At 71.6% G+C, this 21,459-nt stretch carries 18 protein-coding genes; 15 read left to right on the plus strand and 3 right to left on the minus strand.

Features of this window, described 5'->3' with window-relative positions:
- Nucleotides 1-246: 246 nt before the first annotated feature.
- The 6 genes from ABZ865_RS34950 (at nt 247) to ABZ865_RS34975 (ending at nt 7,586) form a co-directional block, all read left to right on the plus strand.
- Complete coding sequence (locus tag ABZ865_RS34950; protein WP_361239470.1) at nt 247-1,254, plus strand: alpha/beta fold hydrolase; 1,008 nt, start codon at nt 247-249, stop codon at nt 1,252-1,254.
- Nucleotides 1,251-3,386: a hypothetical protein gene (locus ABZ865_RS34955; protein ID WP_361239472.1), complete on the plus strand. Its 2,136-nt coding sequence runs from the start codon at nt 1,251-1,253 to the stop codon at nt 3,384-3,386. Before ABZ865_RS34950 ends, ABZ865_RS34955 begins: the two co-directional genes overlap by 4 nt.
- On the plus strand, nt 3,386-4,351 hold the full coding sequence (locus tag ABZ865_RS34960; protein WP_361239474.1) for an AAA family ATPase: 966 nt from the start codon (nt 3,386-3,388) through the stop codon (nt 4,349-4,351). Before ABZ865_RS34955 ends, ABZ865_RS34960 begins: the two co-directional genes overlap by 1 nt.
- On the plus strand, nt 4,344-6,545 hold the full coding sequence (locus ABZ865_RS34965; RefSeq protein WP_361239476.1) for an SAV_2336 N-terminal domain-related protein: 2,202 nt from the start codon (nt 4,344-4,346) through the stop codon (nt 6,543-6,545). The genes ABZ865_RS34960 and ABZ865_RS34965 overlap by 8 nt, the downstream gene beginning before the upstream one ends.
- Before the next feature lie 166 nt (nt 6,546-6,711).
- On the plus strand, nt 6,712-7,044 hold the full coding sequence (locus tag ABZ865_RS34970; RefSeq protein ID WP_361239478.1) for a DUF3040 domain-containing protein: 333 nt from the start codon (nt 6,712-6,714) through the stop codon (nt 7,042-7,044).
- Nucleotides 7,045-7,130: 86 nt separating this feature from the next.
- The gene (locus tag ABZ865_RS34975) at nt 7,131-7,586 is read left to right on the plus strand and encodes an RpiB/LacA/LacB family sugar-phosphate isomerase (protein WP_361239480.1); all 456 of its coding nucleotides are present in this window, start codon (nt 7,131-7,133) and stop codon (nt 7,584-7,586) included.
- 133 nt (nt 7,587-7,719) lie between these two features.
- Here ABZ865_RS34975 and ABZ865_RS34980 read toward each other — a convergent pair whose 3' ends face one another.
- The gene (locus ABZ865_RS34980; protein WP_361239482.1) at nt 7,720-8,085 is read right to left on the minus strand and encodes a DUF6479 family protein; all 366 of its coding nucleotides are present in this window, start codon (nt 8,083-8,085) and stop codon (nt 7,720-7,722) included.
- 110 nt (nt 8,086-8,195) lie between these two features.
- Between ABZ865_RS34980 and ABZ865_RS34985 the strand changes: the two genes are divergently transcribed.
- The 3 genes from ABZ865_RS34985 (at nt 8,196) to ABZ865_RS34995 (ending at nt 11,486) form a co-directional block, all read left to right on the plus strand.
- Nucleotides 8,196-8,570, plus strand: coding sequence for a ferredoxin (locus tag ABZ865_RS34985; protein ID WP_361239484.1), 375 nt, complete (start codon nt 8,196-8,198; stop codon nt 8,568-8,570).
- A 123-nt stretch (nt 8,571-8,693) separates the two neighbouring features.
- Nucleotides 8,694-9,872: an acyl-CoA dehydrogenase family protein gene (locus ABZ865_RS34990; protein ID WP_361239486.1), complete on the plus strand. Its 1,179-nt coding sequence runs from the start codon at nt 8,694-8,696 to the stop codon at nt 9,870-9,872.
- Between the two features lie 321 nt (nt 9,873-10,193).
- Nucleotides 10,194-11,486 carry a cytochrome P450 gene (locus ABZ865_RS34995; protein WP_361239488.1) on the plus strand — a complete coding sequence of 431 codons (1,293 nt, stop codon included), beginning with the start codon at nt 10,194-10,196 and terminating at the stop codon, nt 11,484-11,486.
- 36 nt (nt 11,487-11,522) lie between these two features.
- Here the strand turns inward: ABZ865_RS34995 and ABZ865_RS35000 are convergent, their stop codons facing one another.
- Entirely contained in the window at nt 11,523-12,080 is a 558-nt protein-coding gene (locus tag ABZ865_RS35000) for a GNAT family protein (protein WP_361239490.1), read from the minus strand.
- Between the two features lie 140 nt (nt 12,081-12,220).
- Here ABZ865_RS35000 and ABZ865_RS35005 point away from each other — a divergent pair, with 140 nt between their 5' ends.
- From ABZ865_RS35005 to ABZ865_RS35030, 6 genes are all read left to right on the plus strand, one after another.
- Nucleotides 12,221-13,132: an oxygenase MpaB family protein gene (locus ABZ865_RS35005; protein WP_361239492.1), complete on the plus strand. Its 912-nt coding sequence runs from the start codon at nt 12,221-12,223 to the stop codon at nt 13,130-13,132.
- Nucleotides 13,133-13,199: 67 nt separating this feature from the next.
- The gene (locus ABZ865_RS35010; RefSeq protein WP_361239493.1) at nt 13,200-14,759 is read left to right on the plus strand and encodes an NAD(P)/FAD-dependent oxidoreductase; all 1,560 of its coding nucleotides are present in this window, start codon (nt 13,200-13,202) and stop codon (nt 14,757-14,759) included.
- 140 nt (nt 14,760-14,899) lie between these two features.
- Nucleotides 14,900-16,027 (plus strand): nitronate monooxygenase family protein, encoded by a 1,128-nt coding sequence (locus tag ABZ865_RS35015; protein WP_361239495.1) that lies wholly within the window; start codon nt 14,900-14,902, stop codon nt 16,025-16,027.
- Nucleotides 16,028-16,035: 8 nt separating this feature from the next.
- Nucleotides 16,036-17,586: an acyl-CoA synthetase gene (locus ABZ865_RS35020; RefSeq protein ID WP_361239735.1), complete on the plus strand. Its 1,551-nt coding sequence runs from the start codon at nt 16,036-16,038 to the stop codon at nt 17,584-17,586.
- Nucleotides 17,587-17,630: 44 nt separating this feature from the next.
- Nucleotides 17,631-19,127, plus strand: coding sequence for an acyl-CoA synthetase (locus tag ABZ865_RS35025; protein WP_361239497.1), 1,497 nt, complete (start codon nt 17,631-17,633; stop codon nt 19,125-19,127).
- 228 nt (nt 19,128-19,355) lie between these two features.
- The gene (locus ABZ865_RS35030; RefSeq protein WP_361239499.1) at nt 19,356-19,874 is read left to right on the plus strand and encodes a hypothetical protein; all 519 of its coding nucleotides are present in this window, start codon (nt 19,356-19,358) and stop codon (nt 19,872-19,874) included.
- Between the two features lie 134 nt (nt 19,875-20,008).
- On the opposite strand, the gene paaK is transcribed toward ABZ865_RS35030, so the two are convergent.
- Nucleotides 20,009-21,304, minus strand: coding sequence for a phenylacetate--CoA ligase PaaK (paaK, locus tag ABZ865_RS35035; protein ID WP_361239501.1), 1,296 nt, complete (start codon nt 21,302-21,304; stop codon nt 20,009-20,011).
- Between the last annotated feature and the right edge of the window lie 155 nt (nt 21,305-21,459).

Below are 21,459 nucleotides of genomic sequence, written 5' to 3' on the forward strand. Positions count from 1 at the left end.
GGCTCCGGCTCTCGGTACTGACAGTATCGGCCTTGCGGCGTCCAAGGTCACCTCCACGGCACGAATGCGCGAGGTCGCCGTCCGTGACCGGAACGCGCACAGGCGCGCGAGGTTTCCGGCCCGGGTCCCGGCGGGCACAGACCCACTCCCGCCGCATGGAACCCGCTTCCCGGGTTGCGGTGATCAGGGGGCTTCCGGGGCCGGGATTGCGGTATGTTCCCCTGCCGGGGGACGGGGAGGGGTGCCGTGGGGTCGACGGCGAAGCCGCAGCTGCTGCTGGTGCACGGGATCGGGGGAGTACGGGACGCCGACGAGGAGCGTCGGGAGTGGAAGCGGGCGCTGGCCGAGGGGGCGCGCGCCGCGGGATGCGAGCGGCACATCTCCGCGCTCACGGCCGACTGGCTGGCCGACAGCCGCTTCGCCGACTACAGCGACCTCTTCCGCCGCCGGGGCGCACAGGGCGAGTCGCCGGAACCGGACGCACTCGACGACGAGGCGGCGCTGATCACGCTCGCCCTGGCAGTCGCGTACGTCGACGAGCTGGACGGCTCGGCCGGCCACGACGGCGACCTCCGGCGCATCCGGGCACAGGCGTCCTTATACCTGGAGCGGGACGCCGCCGAACGCAAGTCCCAGGGGCTCATGTCCCCGGCGAGGCAGGCCGCCGCGGTGTGCGCCGCGCTCGCCCGGGTGCCGGGCGTCCAGCTGGGCCTGCAGCGGGTCAGCGCGGCACGGTGCCTGTCCATACTGTCGCAGCCGGGCCGCTATCTGCGGCGCAAGGAGCGGCTCACCGGGGACGACGGCAGGGTGACGACGCTCGACGAACGCATCCGTGAACGCGTGGCCAGCGAACTCGACCCGGACCGCCCCCTGGTCGTCATCGGCCACTCACTGGGCTCGGTCGTGGCCCTGGAGACGCTGGCCGCCTATCCGGGCAGGGCCGAACTGTTCGTGACCATCGGCGCCCCGATCGCCATGAACGCGTTCATCTGGCCCCGGTTACGACCCCAGCCGCCTGCGGTCCCCGACCGGGTCACGGAGTGGCTCGACGCATGGGACGGGGACGATCCCGTCGTACCGCTGCGCCGGCTGAGCGAGCTGATCGCGCCCAATGCGGCAGGGGTGCTGCCCCGGCCCCTGCCGCTGTCGTCGAGAGCGGCCTGGACCCATTCGGCCCTGACCTACCTGCGCCGGCCCGAGGTCGCCGGGCCGGTGATGCGCACGCTGGTCCGGCTGGGAGAGGCCGGATCGTGAGCCGAGCACGGGGCACGGCGTTGCGGCATCCCCGGCACGCCCTGGTCGTGGCCACCCAGTGCGGGGAGGAGGACGAGCTGCCCGAGCTGGTGGAGACCGCCGCCGAGCTGCACGCGGTGCTCACCGACCCGGCGCTCGGAGCCTGCGAGGAGACTCCCGCTGCCCACGCCGCGACGGTGCGCTCCGGTTGCGCGGACCGTGCCTGCGTGGACGCGACCGTCCGCGAAGCGATCACGCGCGCCGGTGCCGCCCATGCCGTTCTCGTGCTGGCGCTCATCGGCCACGGACAGTCGCCGCCCGGCTCGAACACCCTCTACTACATGTCCGCTGACGCCGAGTCCGGCAACGGCACCCACGCGGTCGACGTGAACACCCTGATCAGCTGTGCGGTCAACCAACCCGGGATCGCGGGTGTCGTCCTGCTGCTGGACACCTGCCACGCCGGTGCCGGACTGCCTTCCGCGCAGAGTCTGCTCGGCGGCTACCTCCAGGGGCGCACCCGTATTTCCGCACTCGCCGCCTCGCAGTCGCAGCAGGCCGCCTACGACCTGGATTTCACCCGCGAACTCACCCGGTTGATCCGTGAGGGATTCGACGACGTCGGCGAATTCGTGCCCCTGCGCAGATATCGATCGGCACTGACCGAGAAACTCGTCCAGCAGGAATCCGCCGCGCTGGAGTACGACGGGTCGCTGAGCGTGGCGGAAGAGGGACTGTGGCTGGCGGTGAACGCCAGGCACCGGGTCCAGCGGTCCTCCGTCCAGCTCAGCGATGTCGGCGAGGAGGATCTGCGGGAGGCCCTGCGGACCTGGCCCGAGGCCGCCGTCGCGCCGCGCACGGACGGGCGGCTGGATCTGGAGGACCTCCGCGACCGGGCCGCGCGCAGCGGCACACTCGGCGGGGTCCGTGTCGCGGAGGTCGCGCACGCCCTGGTACAGGCGGGCAGGACCGAGGCATTCATCGTCGGCTGGGCCGGAAATGCCCTCACCACCTTTACGATGACGCGTGCCATGAAGGAGCTGAACAAACGGCGCCGGGTGGGCACGCATCCGCTGCGGCCGCCCGCGGAATTACAGGGAAACGACCTGCTGCGGTATTTCCTGCAGCACGAGGCTCTGCGCGGAACGAGCATGGACGGCCGCACCTCGTGTGATCTCAGCCTGGCCCGGTGCCTGGTCGCCATCGCCGAGGTGTGCATGATGGACCTCACCGATCCGGCTCTGGAGGCATGGGCGGCCGAGAACGGCACCATCGTGGCGCTGAACGACGCGCGCGACGAAGTCCGTACGGCGGAGGGTGAACGCCGGGCCGGCGCGGTCATCAGCCTGCACGCGGCCCGGCTGGACTGGCCGGAATCCGTCTCGGCCTGGGTGCGCTACGACGGCACCTGCTCACCGCCCCGGCACTTCCCCTGCCGCGCCAGCCAGTCGGGCGTGGAGGAGCTCCTGCCCGATGTCGTCTACTGGGCCGAGGACCAACTGCCGGCCGGGACCTGGCTCAGCCACCTGGACATCGTGGTGCCCGCCGCGCTCTTCCCGCACTGGCGGCCCGAAGAGATCAAGGTGGGCCTCCAGTGGCTCGGAGTCGACCGGACCGTCACCCTGCGCTGGTCGGACCGCCTGGTGGAGCCACGCCATCTGCGGGGCCTGAACGAGCTGGGCAGACGTCAGCTCGAGGCGTGCAGCACCGCCGCCTTCACCCGCTCGGCGCCCGTCGACTGGCTGGGGTCGGCGGACGTGACCGACCTGCAGGAGCTGAAGTCGCGTCTGGCAATGGGGTGGTACGAGCGGGCCATCGGGCTCGGCCACCGCGACCGGGAATTCGCCCAGCTCCTGCAGACCCTCCTGCCGTACACGCCGGTGCTGCTGTGGCCGGGTGACGACCGGACGAACCTGCCCGAACCGCCGCCCGGTCTGATGCGCAGATGGGAACGTCTGCCGGCCGAGTTCACCCGCGCCTACCGCCGACGCTGGCTGACGAACCACGCCGGCCCCGGCGGGAGCGAACAGGGCGGCGACGAAGCGGACTGGGACGAACTGGCCCGGCTGCGGGCGGCATGGCACGACGAACCCTGGCTCGACTTCTGCCGCTGGTACCAGAAGAGCACAGCCTCTGCCCTGAGGAGTACGTGATGGCGTGGAACCCCTACTACGTGGGAACGGGCGAACCCCACCACACCGAGCTGCCGCCGCCTCCTCCCTGGCGCACCTTCCCCCGCCGCACCGCACCGCGCACGTTCCAGCCCCCCGAAGGACTGACCGACGCGGTCAACGCGGCCCTCTTCCTGCACCGCCCGCTGCTGATCACCGGGCCCGCGGGCAGCGGGAAGTCCTCGGTGATCGAGCAGGTCGCCGACGAACTGTCGCTCGGCCCGGTCCTGCGCTGGCACATCACCTCGCGCAGCACCCTGACCGACGCCCTCTACCGCTACGACGCACTGGGCCACATCCACACGCTGCGACTGGCGCAGTCCAAGGACAAGGCCGCCGAGGCGACGGACGACATCGCACAGTTCCTGCAGCTGGGACCGCTGGGCACCGCCCTGCTCCCGGGCGCCGACCGGCCCAGGGCCCTGCTCGTCGACGAGATCGACAAGAGCGATCTGGACCTGCCCAGCGACCTGCTCGACGTATTGGAGCGCGGCGAGTACGAGATCCCCGAACTCGTCCGCCACTCACGCAAGGACGTACAGGTCAGGCGCTGGCGCGGAGACAACGAGAATCCGGCGGTGGATCCCCCGCCCTACACCGTCCATGGAGGCAGGGTCAGTTGTGACCGCTTCCCCTTCATCGTCATGACGAGCAACGGGGAACGGGAGTTCCCGGCCCCGTTCCTGCGCCGCTGCATCCGCTACGACATGCCGCCCCTGACCGCCGACCTGCTGCGGGCCGCGGTCGAGGCCCACCTCGACCAGGTGGTGACCGACGACGCGCAGCGCCTCATCGACGACTTCGTCAACCGGGTCTCGCTGGGCGAGACCCTCGCCGTCGACCAACTGCTGAACGCGGTGAAACTGGTCACCGACGGCAACGCGCCCGCCGAGCCGCAACGCCAGCGGCTGATCGACTGCCTGCTGCGCGACCTGTCCGGTGCCTGACCTCCTGGGGCGCGTACTCGACGCCCTCCTCCACAGCCTGGACGACACCGGCCTGGACGCCGTCACCGTGGCGGACGCCCTGTGGCTGGCCGCGGGCCGGGCGGGACGGCAGGGGGCCACCGGGCCGGGCGGGCGGCCGGCCCACGAGGAGACCGCCGCCCCGGAGCGGCCCCCGACGCCGGCACAGCTCCCGGACCGGCCCCGGGAGCAGGAGTCACCCCTCCGGTCCGCCGCGACTCCCGGCACCGCGCGCGTCCGGTCGTATCCGCTCTACGAGGAACTGGACGACGAACCCCCCGCGCTGTCGGGGCCGTCGCTCTCCGTGCCGGCGGGCCGCGCGCTGTCCCAGACCGTGGAACTGGGACATTCCCTGCGCCCCTTCATGCGGCGCTACCCACGCGGCCGCAAGACGGGCCTGGACATGCAGGCCACCATCGACTCCTTCGCCCGGGACGGCGAACTGGTGCCGGTGATCGCGCCGTTGCCCGAGCCCTGGTTCGAGGTGGTCGTCATCGTCGACACCCATCTGACGACCGACGTGTGGCAGACGGCCATCGACGAGTTCGTCAACCTGCTGGAGAACACCGGGGCGTTCCGGCAGGTCCGGCGCTGGCACCTCACCACGGACGCGCAGAGCCCCTATCTGACCGACGCCCGCGGCCAGTTCGTGAACGTCTCCAATGTGACCGGTTCGCAGCAGCGCCGGTTCTACCTCATCCTGTCCGACTGCGCGGCACCCGCCTGGTACGAGCCGGCGGTGTGGCAGCTGCTGCGCCAATGGGCCCTGCGCGCGCCGCTGTCCATCGCCAGCCCGCTGCCCGCCAGGCTGTGGCATCGTACAGCCCTCGATCTGCCGGCCGTGCACGTGCGCAACCGCGTTCCCGGAGCCAGCAACGCCGCGCTCCGGGTGACGCCTCCCGCCCACCTGCCGTGGATCCTCCAACCCGGCGAACCCTATGTCGCCATCCCCGCGCTCACCCTGACCGCCCACTCGCTCCAACGCTGGGCCCATGGGTTCGTCCGCGGCGCTCCCGAAGGCTACGAGGCCGTTCTGGTGGGCCCGTACGGAAACGCGCCGTCCCCCTTCCTCGGCCTCAGCGCCCAGCCGGCCGAGACGGAGACCGAGGAATCCGAGACGGACGCGGCGCGGGCCTTCCTGCAGACCGCCGCCCCCGCGGCCGTGCGCCTCGCGGCGCTCTGCTCGTCCTTCCGCCGCCTCAGCCTGCCCCTGCTGCAGCTCATCCGGCAGGAAGTCGTCAGGGAGGCCGGCAACGCGGACATCGCCGAGCTGCTGACCAGCAGCCTGCTGCGGATCGACACCTCCCGCAGCGGACCGCCGCTCATCCTCTTCACGGAGGCCGCGCGCACACAGCTGTCCGCCCTCGTCGGCCGGCACGACGCATGGCGTACGTACGAGGCACTCAGCCACTACATCGCCCGCCGCACCCGACTGCCCGCGAAGAGCCTGGACGCGATCGCGGCGCTTCCGGCGGACGGTCTGCCGGAGGACCTGCGCCCGTTCGCCCAGGCCTCTCAGGAACTCCTCACCGCCCTGCGCAAGGGAGCCGCCGCTCTCGGCCCGACACCCCAGGAGACCGGCGAGGGGAACGCGACCGAGCAGCTCACACACCGGTGGGACGCCTTCGGCCGGCCCGACGACGACCCGAGCACGCCCCTCCTGGAGAACCCGCATGTGGAGGAGGCGTTCGCCAGGGTGAGGAGCGCGGTGTGGCACGGCGGCTTCGACGGTCTGACCTCTGCCCAGCGGCAGGCGGCCGATCGGATCGCCAAGGCCTTCATCGGCTTCCTCGCCGAGAACCTCGCGGAGCAGGGCGACGACGACACCCCGCTGGAGCCCGTCGCGTTCCTCGCCGCGCTGGGGCAGTCCCTCGCCCGCCGCGGTGTCGCGGCGGAGGTGGGGGTCGACGCCTCCTTCCTGGTCAGAGCACACGTTCCGGGGCCCGACGGGAACGTCGTCGTCCTCGCCGATCTCTTCACCTTCGCCGGCCGGCCCGTGGCCCGTCCCATCGTGTTCGTCGACACGGTCACCGGCCGCTCCGGCCTCCGGGTCGCCCCGTTCGCCATCGTGCTGTTCCTGAACAGAGAGGGACCCACGGGCCTGGAATCGATGAGTGACCGGGTCCGGGTCACACCGGGCAGCCCCACGACGGTCCAACTGCGCTTTCCCCGCTGAGCCCGGCTGAGTCCCGCTGAATCCCGCTGAGTCCGGCTGAGCCCCGGCCGGGCCGCCGCCGGGCTTCGGCCGGGGTGGTGCCGGAGCTTCGGCCGGGCCGTTCCGGGGAACTCGGCCGGCGGGAGCGGGAGCGTGAGGCCCGCCGGTCGGAGGAGGTGCCGCTTCCGTGGACGACTGGGAGATCCCCGAAGACGTACGGCTGTCGCCGCACGAGCGGATCGCGTTGCTGGAGATCGAGGCGAACCTCCTGCGGGACCGGCGGCTCGCGCACCGGATGCGGCGGAGGGAGCGGGACCGGGACCTGTGGCTGCGGCTGGCCGTCGCGCTGCTCGCGGTCGCCTCCCTCTTCGTGGCCGTGATGGGGATCCGCACCTCGGATCCGGCGCTGCTGTGGTGCTTCGCCCTGCTGTGGCCGCTGACCCTGCTGCAGACCCTCCGCCTGCTCCGCCGTGCCGCCCACCGGCACAGGACCGGCGACCGGCTCACGCCCTGGCTCTGAGCGGCGGCGCCGTGCACCCGGCGCCCGGGCCGCGTACTCCCCGCGACGCAGGAACGATCCGGAGGAGGGGCGCTAGGCTCCCAGACATGCGGATCTCCGTCTCCTCCGACATGGACGAACCCGTGGCCCACCTCCTCGTCGAGGAGCTGCGCCGGCGCGGTCACGAGGTGTGCGAGCATGGCGCGCTGCGGGCCGGGTCCGACCCGCAGTGGGCGGTGTGCTCGGAGGCCGCCGCCCGGGACGTGGCCGACGGGGCGGCCGACCAGGCGGTGGTGTGCTGCTGGACCGGCACCGGGGCCTCCATCGCCGCGAACAAGGTTGCGGGCGTCCGCGCGGCGCTGTGCACGGACGCGTACACGGCCGACGGCGCGCGCCGTTGGAACGACGCCAACGTCCTCGCGCTCAGTCTGCGGCTCACCTCGGAGCCGGTGCTGAAGGAAATCCTCGACGCCTGGTTCGCTGCCGAGCCGAGCCAGGACGCCGAGGATCTGCAGAACGTGGCCCGCGTCGGGCGTCTCGACGCCACCAGGACGGTCTCCTGAGGAGTCCGCTGAGGACGGTCTCCTGAGGACGGGTCCCGGCGACGGCGTACGACGGTCCGGTGCGGGCCGACGGAAAGGTCGTCGTTCGTTGAATGTTCGTTGAATGCCGTTCGGCGAGTGGGGTGGGTCGAATTCAGTGGGCGCCGAGTCCGCCGCCGCCGAACGAGCCGCTCGACCCCGTGCTCCAGCGCGGGCGCTCCTTGGTCGCGCTCGGCTTGCTGTCGATGTTGCCGACCTCGTACGGGGTGACCGGGCGATCACCCTTGGGAACCTTTGGAACCTCCAGGTAATCCCTGTTCTCCCGGATCTCGCGCACCGGCCCCTCCGGAGGCAGGTGCGGCTGCTCCTCGGGGCGCGGCCGGGGAGACTCGCGGTACTTCACGCGGGAGTTCATCCAGTAGCCCCCGGCGAGGAACGCCAGCACGGCCACGGCCACCACGAAGAGCCCGAGACTCATCAGGCCGCTGGCAGCGGCCATCTGCATCGTTGCGGTACTCATAGAACAGGAATACCCCGCCCGGAACAGGACGAACCGGACACCTTGGGTAGTCGGACGCCCACGCGGGGTCACCTGGGTTTGCGCCGCCGGGACTCGGCTACCCGCCCGGTGTGACAACGCCGACTTCACAGCAGCAGCTCTATCGGTTCCTCGAGGACCGGTTCGCCTGTGCCCAGGCCTGCACCGCGTGCGCGCGGGCCTGCGCGGTGCGCGCGAGCCTCGTGGATCCGGGCGGGACCGAGCCGCGGGACCGCGTACGCCGGCTGGCCATCATGTGTGCCGAGGTGTGCGACGCGACCTGCGCCATGCTCTCCGATCAGAACCACCAGGACGAGGAACGGATCAGAGTCCGGCTGGAGTGGTGCCGCTCGGTCTGCCTCGAATGCGCGAACGCCTTCGACGGGGAGTCCGGCGCGGACACCGCCGAGGCCGCGTGCCGGGCCTGCGCCGCGGCGTGCGAGGAGTTCATCGCGATCCTCGACTGACTCCCGGCGATCCTCGGCTGCCTCCGGGCGGGCCGTCCGACCCCGGCCGCGCCATTCCCAATTTCTGAAACACGTTCTACGGTGTGCGCCGTCAGGACCGCCCTTGGGGAGCCTGGAGGCGCCGTGCATCTCGACCACACGCCCGAGCAGCAGCGGCTGCGCAGCGAACTGCGCGCCTACTTCGCGGACCTGGTGCCGGCGGGCGCCTACGCCCGGTACACCGAACCGGCCGCGCAGAAGCGGTTCTACCGCGAGACCATCCGCCGGCTCGGCGCCGACGGCTGGCTCGGCGTGGGCTGGCCCAAGGAGTACGGCGGGCGCGGGATGACGGCGATGGAGCAGTTCATCTTCTTCGACGAGGCCGCGCAGGCCGGCGTACCGCTCCCGCTGATGGCGCTGAACACGGTCGGCCCGACGATCATGCGGTTCGGCACCGAGGAGCAGAAGGCGTACTTCCTGCCGCGCATCCTCTCCGGCGAGATCGACTTCGCCATCGGCTACAGCGAGCCCGGCGCCGGCACCGACCTCGCGTCCCTGAAGACGCGAGCCGTACGGGACGGCGACGAGTACGTCGTGAGCGGGCAGAAGATCTGGACCACCAACGGCGACACCGCGGACTGGGTGTGGCTCGCCGTGCGCACCGACCCCGGGGCGCCGCCGCACAATGGCATCACCATGCTCCTGGTGCCGACCTCCGACCCGGGCTACTCCTGCACCCTCATCAACACGCTCGCCTCGCACGACACCACGGCCAGCTACTACGAGAACATCCGCGTCCCCGTCTCCCGCCGGGTCGGCGAGGAGAACCAGGGCTGGCGGCTGATCACCAACCAGCTCAACCATGAGCGCGTCACCCTCGCCGCCCACGGCACCATGGCGATCCGTGCCCTGCACGACGTGCAGCGCTGGGCGATGGAGACCAAGCTGGCCGACGGCCGTCGCGTGGTCGACCTGCCCTGGGTGCGCCGGCTGCTCGCCCGTACCCACACCCGGCTCGACGCCCTCAAACTCCTCAACTGGCAGATGGTGACCGCCGTCCAGGACGGCACCCTTACGCCCCAGGACGCCTCCGCCGTCAAGGTCTACGGCTCCGAGGTCCGCCGTGACGCCTACGCCTGGCTGATGGAGATCGTCGCGGCGGCCGGCCCGCTGAAGGAGGGCTCGGCGGGCGCGGTCCTGCACGGTGAACTGGAGCGCGGCTACCGTTCCGCCGTGATCTTCACCTTCGGCGGCGGCAACAACGAGATCCAGCGCGAGATCATCTCCTGGATCGGCCTGGGAATGCCGCGCGTACGACGGTGATCCTCAGTCTGTCCAGTTTTGCCCCCTGTGCGACTGATGCTCTGAATATGGCATATGGGGTATCCATGGCAGTATGGCAGGTGTGGCATTTGGTGCTGAAGACAGGCGAGAGGAGTTCGTCATGATCGCCAAGCTGCTCGGCAAGCTGTCCTTCACCCGCCACTACGGTGCGTACGGGGAACACGACTGGGACGCGTACGCCGGCGACTAGTCCGACCGCACAACCGGCGGGCGCCCCCGGGCGACCGCCGGCTCCCCGCCACACCGCCGACGACATCGGCCTGGACAGGTACGGGAGCCAGGGACGATCTCATGGGCCGAATGAACGAGCCGCCGCGGTTGCCCGAAGGCGGCTTCGCCGCGTGGAGCCGTGACCGGCTGGCAGTGGCGCGCCGTGGCGCCGACGAGTGCGGGGACGTCTGGCAGCTGGAGCCGGACGTCTACGTAGTCGCCACGGCCGGGCCGTGTGAAGAAGTCCTGCGCCGCGCGCAGGACTTCGCCAAGGCACCCTCGCCTCTCTTCCCGCCGTTGAAGCGGTCGCGCGGAGCAGCGACGCCCGAGGAGCGTGCGCGCGCTCACGCCGCCCGCATGCGCGGACTGCGCGCGCAGGCGGTGGCAGCCCGGATCGGTGAGATCGCGCCCAGGGCCGCTCGATTCGCCGACCAGTGGCCCACGGACCAGGACGTCGAGACCCTGCCCCTGGTCCGGCACGCCCTGGCGGAGATCGGCGTGCATTACCTCTTCTCCGAGGACGCTCCCGCCCTGCTGCCCTTCGCCTCACAGCTCTTCCTGGCTCGGGAGGTCCTCGTACGCCCCTCGCGCTGGGTGTGGCCGCGCTGGTTCCCCACACCGGCACGGCGGTTCCGCACACGGCAGCAGGTCGCCTTCACCGACGCTCTGCGGCCCATCGTCCGCCGACGCCGTGCATCGGGCCGGCTCGGTGACGACACGCTGGGACAGATGCTCCGGCCCTCCGCCCGCTACGGCCTGCTGCCGGACGAGGCGATCCTCGACACTCTCCCCGGAATCACCGTCGCCACCTTCGAGACACCTACCCGGGCAGCCGGATGGATCCTGCTCCATCTGGCCCGGCACCCCCAGGCGGCGGACCGCGCAGCGGCCGAAGCCGCCCTGCTGCCCGCGGACCCGGCAGCGACGACCAGCACCCACCTGGACGGCCTGCACTACACCCAGGCACTGGTACGCGAGGTGCTCCGGCTGTACCCCCCGAGCTGGCTGCTGACCCGGCGCGCCACGCGACAGACTCAGCTCGCCGGCTACACCATCGACGCCGGGTCCACCGTTCTCGTCTGTCCCTACACCGCCCACCGCGACGCACGGGAACACTCCGAGCCGGACCGGTTCCAGCCCGAGCGCTGGCTCGAGGATTCGGGCTCGCCGGCCAGACCCGGGGTCTTCCTCTCCTTCGGCACCGGGCCGCACAGCTGCGAGGGAACCGCTCTGGCCATGGCGATGTTGACGCTCCTGACCGCGCAGACCGCCCGCCTCTACCACTTGAGCGAGCCGCCCGGACCGGAACCCGGCTACCAGGTCACCACCTTCGAAGGGCTCGCAACGGCCGGCCTGCGCCTGCGTGCCACCGTGCGCGGCTGAGGGCAGTCCTGCTTTTCTGTCACAGGCATGGCCGGTTCATGATTCGCTCGTCGTGTGCCGCTGGTCGAACTCGTCGGCGAGCATGCCCATCAGGACGAGGTCGTGGTGCCGGCCGGCGACGAAGACGTGTTCCCGCAGGCGCCCCTCCTCGGTGAAGCCGAGCCGACGAAACAGTGCCAGCGATGCCTCGTTGTGGTCGAAGACCGCTGCCAGGCATTTGTGATAGCGCCGCTCGGCGAACATGAAGCGCAGCAGGAGCACCACGGCTTCTGTCGCGTAGCCCCTGCGCCGGTGGTCGGCGCCGATCGTGACATTGAACTCGAACCAGCCTGAACGAGGGCCGGTGCGATGTGAGCCGACCGTCCCCACCAGCTCTCCCGTGGCCCTCGTTTCGACCGCCAACCGGAAGCGGTCGTCCTCGCACGGGGCAACGGCTTGCTCCGTCGCCCAGGTCCGGTAACTCTCGGCGGACCGCGGCAGATCCAGCCGGCTCCCTCGTCGACCGTCATCGTCGGCGAAGCGCATGAACGCCGCCCAGTCGTCGGGCTCGATGGCGCGCAGGCGTACCCGTCTACCGGTCCAGGACGATGCCATGCCCCATTTGATCACTCCGCGGTGCGAGCGAGACTGAGAGGCACGCCGAGGCAGGTGGTGCCCGGCGTGCTCCCCCTCGCGTCCTCGTCCGGAGCGGCGACGGGGACAATGGCGACGGAGTGGCGGCTTCCCGTCGGATCGTGGAGGTGCTTGTGGGGCTGCGGACCCGGATCGCGGACGAGCTCAAGGCGACCGTGCACGGCGGGGACCTGAAACTGGAGCGGTACGAGGGTCCGCCCGGCGATCCCGGGCTGCTCGGCGTCACCCCGGGCGATCCCGCCTGGCGGGTGCACGGACACCCGACCGGCATGCTCACCGGCGGGTTCGCGGCGCTGATGCTCCAGTCCCTGCACCCTCTGGCCATGGCCGGCGTCGACCAGCACTCGGACTACCGGTCCGACCCGGTCGGCAGGCTCGTCGGCACCGCTAGGTTCATCACCACGACGACCTTCGGCTCCACGTCGGCCGCGCGGGAGTCGATCGCCCTGGTGCGCCGGATCCACACCCGGGTGCACGGTACGGCCCCGGACGGACGGCCGTACCGCGCGGACGACCCCGAGCTGTTGACCTGGGTGCACACCGCGGAGGTGCGCAGCTTCCTGGCGGGTTACCAGACGTACGCGCCACGGCGGTCGCGGCTCACCCCCGCCGAGTGCGACGCGTACTACGACCAGGTCGCCCCGGTCGCCGAGATGCTGGGCGCACGGAACGTGCCGCGCGACGCGCGGGAGGTGGAGCGCTACTTGACCCGCGTACGCCCTCAACTCCAGGCGACCCAGGCCGCCTTGGACTCGGTCCGCTTTCTCCGCGGCTTCGGCCGGACGGGACGTGAGCGGCTGGTCGTGCGCGTGCTGATGAACGCCTCGGTCGGGCTCCTTCCGGACTGGGCGCGCGCCGAACTGGGCATTCACCGCCCGGCCGGGGTTCGCGCCGGCTGGGACCGGCCGGTGGCGACAGCGGTCGGCCGCACGATCGAGTGGGCGCGCGGTCCGTCCGAGATCCATGCCGCCGCGCGGCGCCGGCTGGCCGCGGGACCGGCACCCCTGCCGTGAGGACGACCCGGTTCCGATCGCGGGGCCGCCTCTGGCCGTCGTAGATCATCGCGTGTTACGAAGAACCATGTCTGCAAACGAAGGAACCCGGACGTACGACGCCGTCGTCGTCGGCGGGGGGCACAACGGTCTGGTCGCCGCCGCCTACCTGGCCCGGGCGGGCCGCTCCGTGCTGGTGCTGGAACGCCTGGACCACACCGGCGGCGCCGCCGTCTCCACCCGGCCGTTCGCCGGGGTCGACGCGCGGCTGTCGCGCTACTCCTACCTGGTCAGCCTGCTGCCGCAGAAGATCGTGCGCGACCTCGGCCTGGACTTTCGCGTGCGCGGGCGCACCATCTCGTCGTACACCCCCGTGGAGCGCGGCGGGCGGGCCACCGGGCTGCTCGTCGGCGGTGGCGAGGAGCGCACCCGGGAGGCCTTCGCCCGGCTGACCGGCGGCGAGCGCGAGTACGCCTCCTGGCAGCGCTTCTACGGCATGACGGGCCAGGTCGCCCAGCGCGTCTTCCCGACCCTCACCGAGCCGCTGCCCACGCGGGAGGAGCTGCGCCGCCGGATCGACGACGAGACCGCCTGGCGGGCGCTGTTCGAGGAGCCGATCGGCGTCGCCGTCGAGGCGAACTTCACCGACGACCTGGTGCGGGGCGTGGTCCTCACCGACGCGCTGATCGGCACGTTCGCCGACGCCCACGACGCCTCCCTCGCCCAGAACCGCTGCTTCCTCTACCACGTCATCGGCGGCGGCACCGGCGCCTGGGACGTGCCCGTCGGCGGCATGGGCGCCCTCACCGACGCGCTGGCCGCGGCCGCCCGGGGGGCCGGAGCGGTCATCGAGACCGGACACGAGGCGCTGCGCATCGCCACCGACGGACACACCGCCGAGGTCACCTTCCGCACCGCCGACGGCGAAGGTGTCGCCGCCGCCCGGCACGTCCTGGTGAACGCCTCGCCGCAGGAGCTGGCGGCCCTGACGGGGGACGCCGCCCCCGAGCCCGCCGAGGGCGCCCAGCTCAAGGTGAACATGCTGCTCAAGCGGCTGCCCAGGCTCCGCGACAGCGCCGTCGACCCCCGCGAGGCATTCGCCGGCACCTTCCACATCGCCGAGGGGTACCAGCAGCTGGCCGCCGCCCACGCCCAGGCCGCGGCGGGCGAACTCCCGGCCACACCACCGTCCGAGATCTACTGCCACTCGCTGACCGACCCCTCCATCCTCGGCCCCGACCTCGCCGAGCGCGGCTACCAGACCCTCACCCTCTTCGGCCTGCACACCCCGGCCCGGCTCTTCGCCCGGGACAACGACGGAGTCCGCGAGGAGCTGCTGAAGGCGACCCTCGCCCAGCTTGACGCCCACCTCGCCGAGCCGCTCGGTGACTGCCTGGCCACCGACGCCGAGGGCCGCCCCTGCATCGAGGCCAAGACCCCGCTGGACCTCGAACGCGACCTGCGCCTGCCCGGCGGCAACATCTTCCACCGCGCCTTGTCCTGGCCCTACGCCCAGGAGGGCACCGGGCGTTGGGGCGTGGAGACCCGGCACGGAAACGTCCTGCTGTGCGGAGCGGGCGCGGTACGCGGCGGCGGCGTGAGCGGCGTGCCGGGGCACAACGCGGCGATGGCGGTGCTGGAGGGGTAGCGGGCAAGGAATCCGACCGAAGGGATCCGAGCCGAGGATTCTGACCGATGGGATCCGACCGACGGATTCTGACCGAAGGAATCTGACTGAGCGTCAGTAAAACTCTTCCGTCGTCCGGAGGACTGCGGCATCCTGCGCGCATGCAGACGGAGCTGAGCAAGAGACTGGGAGTCGAGTACGCCGTCTTCGGCTTCACGCCGTTCCCGGCCGTCGCCGCGGCCATCAGCCGGGCCGGCGGCTTCGGCGTGCTCGGCGCGGTCCGCTACACCGCCCCCGACGACCTCAAACGGGACCTGGACTGGATCGAGGCGCACGCCGAGGGCAGGCCCTACGGGCTGGACGTGGTGATGCCGGCGAAGAAGGTGGAGGCCCCGAGAAATCAAACACTGAGCGAAGCCGACGTCGAGGCGATGATCCCCGAGGGGCACCGGCAGTTCGTGCGGGACACGCTTGCCGCACACGGGGTGCCGGAACTGGCCGAGGGCGAGGCGTCCGGGTGGCGCATCACCGGATGGATGGAGCAGGTCGCCCGCACCCAGCTCGACGTCGCCTTCGACTACCCGATCCGGCTGCTCGCCAACGCGCTCGGCTCCCCGCCCGCCGACGTCGTCGCCCGCGCCCACGACCGGGACGTGCTGGTCGCCGCGCTCGCGGGCAGCGCCCGGCACGCCCGCAAGCACCAGGAGGCGGGCATCGACATCGTCGTGGCCCAGGGCTACGAGGCCGGCGGGCACACCGGGGAGATCGCCTCCATGGTGCTGACACCCGAGGTCGTGGAGGCGGTCGATCCGCTGCCCGTGCTGGCCGCCGGGGGCATCGGCAGCGGACAGCAGGTGGCGGCCGCGCTCAGCCTCGGCGCCCAAGGTGTGTGGCTGGGCTCCATATGGCTGACCACCACAGAAGCAGACCTGCACTCCCCGGCCCTGACCCGCAAGCTGCTGGCCGCCGGGTCCGGGGACACCGTCCGCTCCCGCGCCCTGACCGGGAAACCGGCCCGTCAGCTCCGTACCGAGTGGACCGACGCCTGGGACGACCCGGCCGGACCCGGCACCCTGCCCATGCCGCTGCAGGGACTGCTGGTCGCCGAGGCGGTCTCCCGCATCCAGAAGTACGAGGTCGAGCCGCTGCTCGGCACGCCCGTCGGGCAGATCGTCGGCCGGATGACCAGCGAACGCAGTGTCCAGGCCGTCTTCGACGACCTCACCCGCGGCTTCGAGCAGGCCGTCGACCGCATCAACCGCATCGCCGGAAGGAGCGGCCAGTCGTGAGCGCAGCCGTGAGCACACCCCCCGCCGGCTTCTGGGCCCAGGCCGCCCAGAACCCCGACCGCACCGTCCTGATCGCCCCCGACGGCGAGCAGTGGACCGCCGGACGCCTGCACGCCGCCGCCAACCGGCTCGTCCACGGGCTGCGCGCGGCGGGCCTGCGGCGCGGTGACGCCTTCGCTGTCGTCCTGCCCAACGGCGTCGAGTTCTTCACCGCCTATCTGGCCGCCTCCCAGGCCGGGTTCTACCTCGTCCCGGTCAACCACCACCTGGTCGGACCCGAGATCGCCTGGATCGTCGCCGACTCCGGCGCCAAGGTACTGATCGCGCACGAGCGGTACGCCTCCGCCGCGCGCGACGCGGCGGACGAGGCGGGTCTTCCCGCCACCCACCGCTACGCGGCCGGCACGATCGACGGCTTCCGGCCGTACGCCGAACTCCTCGCCGGACAGCCCGAGTCGGCGCCCGCCGACCGCACGCTCGGCTGGGTCATGAACTACACCTCCGGTACGACCGGACGCCCGCGCGGCATCCGCCGCCCGCTGCCCGGAAAGGCCCCCGAGGAGGCCTACCTCGGCGGCTTCCTCGGCATCTTCGGCATCAGGCCGTTCGACGACAACGTCCACCTCGTCTGCTCGCCGCTCTACCACACGGCCGTCCTCCAGTTCGCGGGCGCGTCCCTGCACATCGGCCACCGCCTGGTCCTCATGGACAAGTGGACCCCGGAGGAGATGCTCCGCCTCATCGACACCCACCGGTGCACCCACACCCATATGGTCCCCACCCAGTTCCACCGCCTGCTCGCGCTCCCGGACGAGGTGAGGGCCCGCTACGACGTGTCCTCCATGCGGCACGCCATCCACGGCGCCGCCCCCTGCCCCGACCACGTCAAGCGGGCCATGATCGAGTGGTGGGGGCACTGTGTGGAGGAGTACTACGCGGCCAGCGAGGGCGGCGGGGCCTTCGCCACCGCCGAGGACTGGCTGAAGAAGCCCGGCACGGTCGGCAAGGCCTGGCCCATCAGCGAACTCGCCGTCTTCGACGACGACGGCGACCGGCTGCCGCCCGGTCGACTCGGCACCGTGTACATGAAGATGAGCACCGGTGGGTTCTCGTACCACAAGGACGAGGCCAAGACCCGGAAGAACCGCATCGGCGACTTCTTCACCGTCGGCGACCTGGGTTACCTGGACGAGGACGGCTACCTCTTCCTCCGCGACCGCAAGATCGACATGATCATCTCCGGCGGGGTCAACATCTACCCGGCCGAGATCGAGTCCGCGCTGCTCGCCCACCCCGCCGTCGCCGACGCCGCCGCCTTCGGCATCCCGCACGACGACTGGGGCGAGGAGGTCAAGGCCGTCGTCGAACCCGCCCCCGGCCACGAGCCCGGACCGGACCTCGCCGCCGCCCTCCTCGACCACTGCGCCGAGCGGCTCGCCGGGTACAAGCGCCCCAAGAGCGTCGACTTCATCGCCGAGATGCCCCGCGACCCCAACGGCAAGCTCTACAAGCGCCGGCTGCGGGACCCGTACTGGGAGGGGCGCGCACGGCCGGTGTGAGGGTTCTTGACCTGTCGGGTCCGGCGGCCCGAGGATCGGCTGTCATGACGCAGGGACACGGCAGCACGGTCGACGGGGTGCTGCGGCGCAGCGCCCGACGCACCCCGGCGCGCGTCGCGCTGGAGTACCGGGAGCGCACCTGGACGTACGAGGAACTCGACGACGCCGTCTCCCGCGCCGCCGCCCTGCTGCTCGCCCAGGGCCTCGGCCCCGGCGACCGCGTCGGCGCCTACGGCCACAACTCCGACGCCTACCTGATCGCCTTCCTGGCCTGCGCCCGCGCGGGCCTGGTCCACGTGCCGGTCAACCAGAACCTCACCGGCGCCGACCTGGCGTACATCGTCGGCCAGTCGGGCAGCGCACTCGTGCTCGCCGACCCGGACCTCGCCGGACGACTCCCGGACGGCGTACGGGTGATGACCCTGCGGGACGCGCCGGACTCACTGCTCGCCCGGCTGCCGGACACGCCGCCGTACGACGGGCCCGAACCGCGCACCGAGGACCTGGTGCAGCTGCTGTACACCTCCGGGACCACCGCGCTGCCCAAGGGCGCGATGATGACCCACCGGGCGCTGGTGCACGAGTACCTGAGCGCCATCACCGCCCTCGACCTGAGCGCCGGCGACCGGCCCGTGCACGCGCTGCCGCTGTACCACTCGGCGCAGATGCACGTCTTCCTGCTGCCCTACCTCGCGGTCGGCGCGACCAACATCCTTCTGGACGCGCCGGACGGCGACCGCCTCTTCGACCTGATCGAAGCGGGCCGTGTGGACAGCCTGTTCGCCCCGCCCACCGTCTGGATCGGCCTGGCGAACCGCCCCGACTTCGCCACCCGGGACCTCGGCGGCCTGCGCAAGGCCTACTACGGCGCCTCGATCATGCCGGTGCCCGTGCTGCGACGACTGCGTGAACGGCTGCCGGGGCTCGGCTTCTACAACTGCTTCGGGCAGAGCGAGATCGGCCCCCTGGCCACGGTCCTCGCCCCCGACGAGCACGACGGCCGGATGGACTCCTGCGGCAGGACCGTGCTGTTCGTGGACGCCCGGGTGGTCGACGACAAGGACGAGGACGTGCCCGACGGCACGCCCGGCGAGATCGTCTACCGCTCACCGCAGCTGTGCGAGGGCTACTGGGACAAGCCCGAGGAGACCGCCGAGGCGTTCCGGGGCGGCTGGTTCCACTCCGGCGACCTCGCGGTGCGGGACGCGGACGGCTACTTCACGATCGTCGACCGGGTGAAGGACGTCATCAACTCCGGTGGGGTGCTGGTGGCTTCGCGCCAGGTCGAGGACGCGCTCTACACGCACGAGTCCGTCGCCGAGGCCGCCGTGATCGGCCTGCCCGACGAGCGGTGGATCGAGGCCGTCACGGCGGTCGTCGTCCCGCGCGGCGACGTGACGGAGGACGCGCTCATCGCCCACGTGCGCGAGAAGCTCACCGCCTTCAAGGCGCCGAAGCGAGTGCTGTTCGTCTCCGAGCTGCCGCGCAACGCCAGTGGGAAGATTCTCAAGCGGGAACTGCGGGAGCGGTTCGGCGGCTAGCCGGCGGGGCACCCCTCCGGCGCCTTCCTGCCCCTTCCGGCTCCTCCCGGCCCCGTACGGGCTCTTCGGGCCCCTTTCCGGCCTCATGAACTAAGTTCAAGCCAACTTGCACTAAGTTCAGCTCCCGGTTTGCACTAAGTGCAAGTCTCGGTGCTACCTTGTTCTTGCACTTAGTTCAAGCGCTCCGGCGTCGGGCCGGGCGGCGCTCACCGTGAAGGGGAAACGACCATGAACGCATTCATCGCCGCCATGCAGCTGTCCGTCGCCGGCGCCTTCCTCAGCATCCCGGTGGTCCGGGCCCGCTTCGGCGCCACCGCCACCAGCGCCGCGCACGCCGAGCTGCGCCGTCAGGGCGTGCGCACCACGGTCCTGGAGGAGAACGGGATGCGGTTCGACGCCGGCGGGCACGAGACCTGGGCGCCGGTGTCCATCGCGACCGTCCTGGCCGCGACCGCCGCCCTCAACCTGGCCGGCAGCTCGTGGACCGGGGTGCTGAACTGGATCGTGCTCGGCCTGGTCCTGGCCATCAACTGCGTGATCCTGTGGAGCAACCTGACCGCCACCAGCTCCGTGCAGGCCGCCTTCGCCCGCAAGGGCGACCCCGAACTGGCCCGTATCGACGTCGCCGCCCTGCTCAAGGCCGCCGAATCCGGCTTCCCGCGCTGGGTCTGGGTCCTGCAGAACGCCCGCCACGTCATCGTCTTCGGTGCCGCCGGCCTCGCCCTGACCGCGGCCGTCCTCGCGTGATGCTCCAGGGTCCGGCCCGACCGGTACGGACGAACGCCCCACCCCGGCCCCTCCACGAGGGGAGCCGGGGTGGGGCGTCGGTCTGTGCCGACCCCGCCGGGACGCGTGCGCGTGCCGGGGGAGGGCGGCGCCGGCTAGCGCGGCCGCAGATCCACGATCCGGCGGATCTTGCCCACCGACCGCTCCAGCGACTCCGGCTCCACGATCTCCACGGCCACGGACACCCCGATGCCGTCCTTCACCGCGGCGGCGATCGACAGGGCCGCCGCGTCCCGTGCCTCGGGCGTCGCGCCGGGGCGGGCCTCGGCCCGTACCGTGAGGGCGTCGAGGCGGCCCTCCCGGGTCAGCCGCAGCTGGAAGTGCGGCGCCACGGCGGGCGTGCGCAGCACGATCTCCTCGATCTGGGTCGGGAACAGATTGACCCCGCGGAGGATCACCATGTCGTCGCTGCGCCCGGTGATCTTCTCCATCCGGCGGAACACCCGGGCCGTGCCCGGCAGCAGCCGCGTGAGGTCCCGGGTCCGGTACCGGACGATCGGCATGGCCTCCTTGGTCAGCGAGGTGAAGACCAACTCGCCCTGCTCACCCTCGGGCAGCACCTCGCCCGTGATCGGGTCGACGACCTCCGGATAGAAGTGGTCCTCCCACACATGGAGGCCGTCCTTGGTCTCCACACACTCCTGGGCGACACCCGGGCCGATCACCTCGGACAGCCCGTAGATGTCGACGGCGTCGATCGCGAACCGCTCCTCGATCTCGCGCCGCATCTGCTCGGTCCAGGGCTCGGCGCCGAAGATCCCCACCCGCAACGAGGTGCCACGCGGGTCCACGCCCTGCCGTTCGAACTCGTCGAGCAGCGTGAGCATGTAGGACGGGGTGACCATGATGACGCCGGGTTCGAGATCCCGGATCAGCTGCACCTGGCGGGCCGTCATGCCGCCGGACGCGGGTACGACCGTACAGCCCAGGCGTTCGGCGCCATAGTGGGCGCCCAGGCCACCGGTGAACAACCCATAGCCGTAGGCCACATGCACGACGTCGCCGGGCCGGCCGCCCGCCGCGCGGATCGAGCGCGCCACCATGTCGGCCCACACCGAAAGATCGTTGTCCGTGTAGCCGACCACCGTGGGCAGCCCCGTGGTGCCACTGGAGGCATGGAGGCGGCGTACACGGTCCCGGGGCACGGCGAACATGCCGTACGGGTAGTTGTCCCGCAGGTCGGTCTTGGTGGTGAAGGGGAAGTGGGCGAGGTCGGCGAGCGAACGGCAGTCCTCCGGACGGACACCGGCCTTGTCGAAGGACTCCCGGTAGAAGGGCACATGGTCGTAGGCGTGCCGCAGCGAGGCGCGCAGCCGCTCCAACTGCAGCGCCCGCAGCTCCTCCGGCCCGAGCCTCTCGCCCGCGTCGAGCAGGTCCGTCGCATCCGCCATCGGGACTTCTCCCTCGTCAGCCTCACAATACGGACGACCGATCATTCGGTCGAACTGTTCGGGGCCAGTAATTCAGGCCATCCGGCTCCAGGCAAGAGGCGGACCAGGATTTTCCCGCCGGACCTCGCCCTCGCCCGGAACGGGGCCCAAAGCCG

Origin of the sequence: Streptomyces sp. NPDC047085 (genome assembly GCF_040643735.1) — a bacterium.
In the GTDB taxonomy this organism is placed as follows: Bacteria; Actinomycetota; Actinomycetes; order Streptomycetales; family Streptomycetaceae; genus Streptomyces.